The 7,822-nt window shown below is 67.3% G+C and carries 5 protein-coding genes; 2 read left to right on the forward strand and 3 right to left on the reverse strand.

The window, feature by feature from the left end:
- The first annotated feature begins 290 nt into the window (after positions 1-290).
- A complete protein-coding gene (locus ABZ471_RS46665) occupies positions 291-1,664 on the forward strand; it encodes an IS701 family transposase (RefSeq protein WP_359075239.1) in 1,374 nt (457 codons plus the stop codon).
- A gap of 149 nt (positions 1,665-1,813) precedes the next feature.
- A complete protein-coding gene (locus ABZ471_RS46670) occupies positions 1,814-2,545 on the forward strand; it encodes an HNH endonuclease family protein (RefSeq protein ID WP_359075243.1) in 732 nt (243 codons plus the stop codon).
- Positions 2,546-3,154: 609 nt separating this feature from the next.
- Here ABZ471_RS46670 and ABZ471_RS46675 read toward each other — a convergent pair.
- From ABZ471_RS46675 to ABZ471_RS46685, 3 genes are all read right to left on the reverse strand, one after another.
- Positions 3,155-3,802: a class I SAM-dependent methyltransferase gene (locus ABZ471_RS46675; RefSeq protein ID WP_359075240.1), complete on the reverse strand. Its 648-nt coding sequence runs from the start codon at positions 3,800-3,802 to the stop codon at positions 3,155-3,157.
- Positions 3,803-4,296: 494 nt separating this feature from the next.
- The gene (locus tag ABZ471_RS46680; RefSeq protein WP_359075241.1) at positions 4,297-5,649 is read right to left on the reverse strand and encodes a hypothetical protein; all 1,353 of its coding nucleotides are present in this window, start codon (positions 5,647-5,649) and stop codon (positions 4,297-4,299) included.
- Between the two features lie 229 nt (positions 5,650-5,878).
- Positions 5,879-7,822 (reverse strand): NHL repeat-containing protein (locus ABZ471_RS46685; RefSeq protein ID WP_359075242.1); only part of this gene is annotated, 1,944 nt, incomplete at its 5' end.

The following is a 7,822-nucleotide window of genomic DNA, read 5'->3' on the forward strand; positions in this document are numbered from 1 at the left end:
CCCTGAACGCGTTCCAGATCGCCTTCGAAGGCCGGCTCACCCCAGCCAACAACTGAACCTCAACAACCAAGATCAGCCGTTAAATTGACACACCCGGCCAGCAGTCACGGCAAGCACCGTTGCAGTATTAGCGGTGGTTTGTTGACGGCGGGTTCGTGCGGGAGTACGCCGTGAGGTGAGGGCGTCAACTACCGCCTGGAGGGCCTGAGATGACGAAACGGCTGCCCTGTCCGCCCGCGCCGGGTCCACTGGAAGGGTACGCCGTCCAGTTTGATGATCTCTTCGGGACGTTGGCCCAGCGGCGTGGGTTTCGCGAGTACCTGGCCGGACTGCTGCTGCCTCGGGACCGCAACAAGACGCTGACCTGCCTGGCCGATGCCGAACCGGTGGCCGGCGCCCAGCATGCGGCAGTGCAGCGGCTGCAGTTCTTCCTGTCCGAGTCGACCTGGAGCCAGGAAGAGGTCAATGCCCGCCGCCTGGAACTACTGCTGGCTGACCCGGCCACCGCCCCGCACCCGGGCGGGGTCCTGGTCGTCGATGATTCCGGCGACCGCAAGGACGGGACGGCGACCGCCCACGTGGGCAAGCAATATCTCGGCTCGGTCGGGAAGATCGACCGTGGTGTGGTCACCGTGACCACCTGCTGGGCGGACGAGCGCGTCTACTACCCGGCCCACGCCTGCCCCTATACCCCCGCCCATCACTTCCCCCGTGGCAAAAGCGACCCGGGCTTTCGCACCAAACTGCAGATCGCGGCCGATCTGGCCGCCCAGGCCAAGGCGGCCGGGCTGGTCTTCCGCGCGGTGGCCGCCGACTGCGCCTACGGCGACCAGGACAGCTTCCGCGCCGGTCTACACGACGCCGGCCTGCCGTTCGTGATGGCTCTCAAGCCCCGGCACGGCACCTGGTCCTACGGCCTCGACACCCACACGCCCGTCGACGCCGCCCGTCTCCTGACCTGGCAGGACCCAGATCATCCCGGAGACTGGTCGCGCATCGAGCGTACGTTCCGCGACGGGCACACCGCCACCTGGTGGGCCGCCGAGGCCCAGCTGGGCTGGTGGGGACCGGACGGCAACGTCCGCCTGGTGGTGGCCACCGCCGACCCGGCCACCCTGCCGGCCAAGGCGACCTGGTACCTGGCCACCGACCTGCCCCGCCCCGGCTCCCCACGCGCCACCGAATCGCCCTACCCACCCGCTGCCCTCGCCGAGGTCGTGCGGATCTACGGGCTGCGGCACTGGGTCGAGCAGAGCTACAAACAGGTCAAGGACGAACTCGGCTGGGCCGACTTCCAGGTGCGCTCCGATGCCGCGATCCGCCGCCACCAGACCCTCGTGAACTGCGCGTTCAGCTTCTGCTGGAACACCTGGTTCGCTCCTGACCCGCCCCCGCCCGCCCTGGCCGACCCACCACCCGGTCCCGACACACCGTCAGGACCGGCAGAGAGGGGGAGAATCCGAGTCCCAGCAGCCCCGACCGACCTGCTGGCCCCAGGCACTGCGAGCCGTCCGTGGCTGGCTGACGCCCTGGGTCACGCTGCAACGCTACTGGCGGGCATGGTCCACGAAACCCCCGCCCACAGCACTACAGGAACTGATCAACGCCGTCGGCAGCGGCAGACCCCTAAACCCCTACATCCCGGTCTAACAAACCACCGCTAGATGTTGCCCGACCCGCGGCTCCAAGAGCGATTCAGTGAATCCAAGTGGCGGATCGTCGCATCGTTTCTGCGGTGAATGACCGGAGGCGGCTGGGTGAAGCGGCCTCGCACTGAGTTCCTAAGAGCAGGGTGCGTGCCGACATCCAGTTCATGGCCAAAAACTTCCCGCGAGTGCTGTCGGCGCTCGCCCTGCTGTTTCTCCCAGCCCTGGCTTCACCAACAGCCATGGCAGCCACCCGTTCGCCTGCGGCAGCAACCGCTCCTGCCAGGAGCTTCGGGAGCGGTCACAGGGCGGCGTCGGAGACCGTTTCGTTGTTCACGGCGGTCTCGCGGCTCCCAGTGGAGGAGGAGCCTGACCCGCGCGTGGGCTACGACCGCGACAAGAAGTTCCCTCACTGGACAGCGGGCCTCATCCTCAACGATGGGTGCGACACGCGCAAGGAAGTCATTCTCCAAGAGGCAGTCGAGGCCCCCGAGGTAGGCCCGAAGTGCCGGCTCATCGGTGGTAGGTGGTTCTCCGCCTACGACCAGAAGTGGCTGACCTCCGCATCCTCGATCGATGTTGATCACATGGTCCCGCTCGCTGAAGCATGGGATTCCGGCGCGGCATCTTGGACGCAGGAGCGTCGACGGGCCTACGCGAACGATCAGGGCGTTCCCGCATCGTTGATTGCGGTGTCAGGCGGCTCGAACCGGCAGAAGGCCGACAAAGATCCGGCGGACTGGCTGCCCGTAGCCGCATACCGCTGCCAGTACGTAGCGGACTGGGTCGCAACCAAGCTCCGTTGGGGACTGTCCGCGGACGCGGGAGAGGTGGATGCTCTGTCGAAAGTGGCGGAAGACTGCCCCACACAGGAAGTGACGTACGTGACCGCTGGCTGATAAATCCCTGCCCGCCCCCTCGGACGTTGTTCCCCAGGAGCAGCCCGCACGGAGACGTGCACGGGCACAGGGCGAGGGCCCGCGATCATGGCATCACGAGCTCTCACGATGTTCGCGCATCGGCGGGGGGCCGGATGTTCGTCGCGCGACGCTGTCTTCAACGACCGCCGCGCCTGCCGGGTCACGGCGCTGTGAGCAGCGGCGTGACCCGGCAGGCGCGGGACTGGCGAGGCGGCGCGGTATCGGGCAGGTGGGCGCATCCGAGGGGAGGAGGTGTACTGCGTCCCCGCACAGCACGCGGCCTGCCGGTTGTGGAGGGGATTGCGGTGTAGCCCGCCATCGTGCCTCGTCGGGCACGCCTTGGGAGATACGCCCCGCGCGTCTTCATTGAGGGGACACTCGCCGGCGGCGGACCGGTCCTGCTGGCTGGTTGGGCTCGGCCTGCTGGCCAAGGCCCGCCTCCCCCGGGTCGAGTCGGACACCGACGAAAGCGTTCTGCCCACCGAACTCACCGCATGGCCTGAAAACCAGATCACCGAGTGGCTGTCGATACACCATCTCGGCGGACGTGACCCTCGGACTCCGCTGGGCAGCGGCATGACCGGCTGGTCAGTCCTTGCGCAGCACCCACTTGTAGTCATAGATGTTCAGAGGCAAGCCGTTTGTGTCGCTGAACTCACGTGCTGCGCGCATCACACCCGGCCAGTTGTTACTGAAGTCGTCGCCAATCATGACCCCGCCGTCACGGACCAGCGGCCAGTAGTGCTCAATGTCGGTGAGAACGTCTCGGTACTCGTGTCCGGCATCGATGTAGGCGAGGTCGCACTGGATGCTGTGATGCGCAAGGACCTTTGCGGCGTGGGTACTCGTGCACGCAAAGGGGGTGATGATGTCCTCCAGGCCATCGTGCAGGACGTTGAACAGGAACTGGTAGTAGAGCTGCGGGTGGCCGAACTCCAGGTTCAGCTCGGACCTCCCCTGCGGTGTCATCCAGTGCTCCACGCTGCCGAGGAAGCTGTCGACGCACACGATCTCGCAGTCCACTCCGAGATGCTGCACAAGCTTGCCCATGTGCAGCGCGGACGCACCCTTCCACGTGCCGACCTCTACGATCAGACCAGGGGCGAGCCGTTCAATCTCCTGGGCGAAGACCGGATGACCCGACTCCCATCCTTGCGGGTCGTAGGACATTCTCTTTCCGTCGAAACCCGCATAGGGAGAGGCGCTGTGTAGCAGGGTTTGGACGTTCTTGGCCATCGGGACTCCTTGACACTTGGGTCTGTGACGCTGGGAAGCTGTGGTGCATTCTGCTGATCTGCGACGTCCTGTGACGATCCGCAGCTGCGTGCCGCTCGTGGTGGTGCGTCGGGCGGTGGTAGGGGATGGAACCGGTGGAGTTGGTTGGCTTGCGGGTCCGCTGGCCGACGCTCCGTCAGTCGTCCATCAGGGCCGACGAAAGCTGCGCGTAGCCGACCACGGGATGCGATCATGTAAGCATATGTGGGGCTTTGATCGGATATGCCCGTGAATATCACTTGCGTGAGGGCGTGTCTCAAGCCCGGGCGCGGCCAGTGTTATCCATTCATCTCACCGGGCTGACGCGTCTAGCGGCGAGGTCCGCGTCTCCCTCGGCGGGCCAGTCGCTGCCGGCGGACTGGCCCTGCTGGGCGGTGGGCCTTGTCGGCGGCGATCGTGATGTCGCCAGAGGGGGCGGTACGCGGGGCACCGCCCCTTCTTGGTGCGTTGGTCGGTCAGTTCGTGCGTGTGATGGTGATGGTGTCCTGTGCGGTGGCGAAGGCGGGTTGGCCGAGCTGGATGCCGACGAGTGCCCGTCCGGCCGGGGCGGTGGCCTCGACCTCCATGGCCGGGTAGACCGATACCCAGGCGTCCTTGCCGGGTCCGCTGGGTACCAGGTTGAGCGGCATGGCCGGGCAGGTGAGGGTGCGGCGGTCGGCGGAGAGGACTCCGAGGGCGACGGGCTCGTGGCTCTGGTCCTCCCAGTGGGTGAAGGCGGCCCGGTCCTCGATGAACAGCAGTCCCTCGGGGGCGGTGAAGACGGCCTTGACCGTGCCGATGGTGCGCTGGCCGGTGTTGCGGATGACGAAGGCCGGGTAGAGCCAGCGTTCCTGACCTGCGGTCGCCGTCAGGGTGTGTGTCTTGATGGTGGCGCGCAGTCCGGTGTCGATGCTGGCCGGTGCCTTGTACCGGTAGTAGACGCTGCCGAGCTGGAAGGCGTCCTCCGGTTTTGCTTCGTCCCAGCGCAGGCTGCTGGGCGAGCCGTCGGGGTCGGCGGACTGCGGCCAGATGAGGAGGCGGTAGTAGCCGGGCTTGTCACCGAGCTGGCGCAGGTCGATTGCGGGCAGGATGACCTTGCGGCCGGTGCCGCTGTCCTTGTGTCCTTCCGCCTTCTGCAGCTGGGGAGTCGGGGTGTAGTGCGAGGGCGTTCCGTCCTCGTGGACGAGCTGGTAGTAGACGTGGTCGCTGTTGTTGCTCTGCACGCCCTTCTCGCCCTGGCGCAGGTTGACCAGGTCGATGATGAACTTGTCCCCGGGGATACGCCCGTTGTCCGACACGTAGCCGAAGCCGGCCTGGCTGTTGGGCACACCACCCCAGTTGTTGTCGTAGGGCAGCCGGACAAAGGGCCGGCCGACCTTCTCGGGGTCGCTGCTCTGCCAGGCGCCGGTGAGTACCTCGATCTCCGGGGTGGCGGTGCGGACCTCGCCGGTGTCGAGGGTGACGTCGACGCGGATCTGGTACGTGCGGCTGTAGGCGGGGCGGGGGTCGGCGTCGACGTTGAGGTCGCCGCGCAGGGTGAAGGTGATGAGGTCGGCGTCGTCGAGGAAGGTGAGGTCGATGACCTCGTACTCCTCGCCGGTGCCGCCCTGGCCGCGCTTGAACTCGGTCGTGCCTTGGGACGCCTGTCCGTTGCCGTAGTAGGAGTACTTGATGTCCTTGATCTTCACCCCGACGGGGACGCGGATGCGGCCGTCGTAGCGGAACTCGCTGTCCCAGACGGCGAAGCGGTTGGCGCAGCCGAGGGTCCGGATGCCGGTGCCTTCGGGGTCGAGCGGTGTGCAGCCCTGGGGAGTTGTAGAAGCGTTCATGCGTGTTCTCTGCTTTCTTCCGGGAGTAGGGGGGTGGCCGGTGCGGCGCCCAGGGGGACCCCCGCGGGGCTCCGGCGCCGTGATGGCGACGGGGATATCGGCCCGGGCGGCGGCGGCCCGTCTGCCACGTAGAGGTGTCTTCGGCCGTTGCTGGCGACCGGGCGGTGGGGGCTGTAGCGATGGCTCTTTCGAGTGGCGTCGCCCCGAGCCGACCTGGGTCTTTGGGGTGTTATGCCTGGATGGTGATGGTGGCTTGCCAGGTTGCGAAGGCGGGGTTGCCGATGCGGATGCCGACGCGTACGGCGCCGGCCGGGGCGTCGGTTTCGACTTCCATCTCGGGGTAGATGACGGCCCATTTGCCGGGCGCCAGGTCGACGGCGGCTCCCCGGAGTGTCAAGGTGCGGTTGCCGTCGGAGCGTTGGCCGGCCAGTTCGGTCTCGCCGGTGTGTCCTTCCCTGGACATCATCACTCGGTTCTCGGTGAACCACAGGCCTTGGGGGGCGGTGAGGACGATGTCCTGGCGGCCGATCCGGGTGCGCCCGGTGTTGGTGAGGGTGAGCACCACGGGGTAGGCCCATTGCTGGCCAGGCCGTACCCGTGCCTTGTCGAGCTGGGTCTGGACGATACGGACGCTGTGCTCCGCCTCGGTGCCGGTGACCTTGGCAACGATCTGCACGGGAGGACGCTGGCCGATGCTGGCCGAGCCGTCCCCAACGAGGCCGGGGGTGGCGTCGGGCTGGGCGTTCAGGCCGATGCTGTAGAGGTGGGTGCCTCTGTCGGTGTCGGTGGTGTTGAGGTGGGGGTTGGCGCGGATGATCAGGGTGCGGCCGGAGTCGTTGATCTCGTGTTCCAGGTCGCCGGTGATGGCGCCCTGGATGGTGTCGGGGTAGGTGTAGGTGGGCCGGCCGGTGAAGGTGAAGCCGGTGGGGGCGGTGAAGCGCTGGGTGATGATGCCAGGGTTCACCGGCTGGCCGACGGGCGAGACGTAGCGTAGGTGGAAGCGGGCGGAGCGGCCGGGGGCGGCCTCGGGGATGTTCTCCTGGTAGACGATCAGTGCACGCTCGTCCGCAGCCGGTTCGGGGACGACGACGGTGACGGGCAAGGTGAAAGTGTTGTCCTTGAGGTTGAGGTCGCCGCCGTACTGGATCTCCAGGGTGGACTCGTACGTGCCCGGCTTGGCGGTGTCCATGGCGCGGACGCGGAACACACCGTCCAGCGAGCCTTTGTTGGGGGCCAGGTCGGTGCCGGGGAAGGTGCGGGTCAGGCGCCGCCCGTTGTTCTCCTGGGCGCTTTCCAAGCCGTCGGCCAGAGTGAGCACCACCGTGATGTGCTCTCCGCTGGCGATGGCGGGGCCGCGGTTGTGGACACGGGCGCCCAGGTCGAACTCCTGGCGACGGGGGACCATGACCGGGAGGACGACCTCGCCGTACAGGTCCGAGACCGGCAGGGCCAGCGGAACCGCGGCCGCCACACCGCACACCTTCCGCACCCGGTGGTTGTACCTGTCAGCGATGTACAGGTCACCGGAGGGCGCCACGAACAGTCCGTCGGGTTCGTAGAGCCGTTCGCCCGTGGCGGGGCCGCCGTCGGCTACGTAGCCGGCGATACCGGTGCCCGCGACGGTGGTGATGACACCGTCGGGCGCCACCTTGCGGACACGATGACTGGAGTGGTCGGCGATGTAGAGGTTCCCCGACCGGTCAGTGGTCACGGCCGCAGGGGATTGCACAGACGTGGTGATGGCGGGGCCGCCGTCGGCGTTGAATCCGGCCTGTCCGTTGCCTGCGACGGTGGTAATGATCCCGTTGGGCGTCACCTTGCGGACGCGGTGGTTACGGTGGTCGGCGATATAGAGGTTCCCCGACCCGTCCACCGCCACATCGCGGGGAAAGTTGAGTGTGGTGGCGACGGCGGGGCCGCCGTCGGAAACGAATCCGGCCTGGCCGTTGCCGGCGACGGTGGTGATGATCCCGTTGGGCGTCACCTTGCGCACGCGGTGGTTGAAGTAGTCGGCGATGTAGAGGTTCCCCGACCCGTCCACCGCCACGCCGATCGGCCCGTTGAGTGTGGTGGCGACGGCGGGGCCGCCGTCGGAGACGTAGCCGGCCTGGCCGTTGCCGGCGACGGTGGTGATGATCCCGTTGGGCGTCACCTTGCGCACGCGGTCGTTGAG

It is taken from the genome of Streptomyces sp. NPDC005728 (assembly GCF_040630895.1).
In the GTDB taxonomy this organism is placed as follows: domain Bacteria; phylum Actinomycetota; class Actinomycetes; order Streptomycetales; family Streptomycetaceae; genus Streptomyces.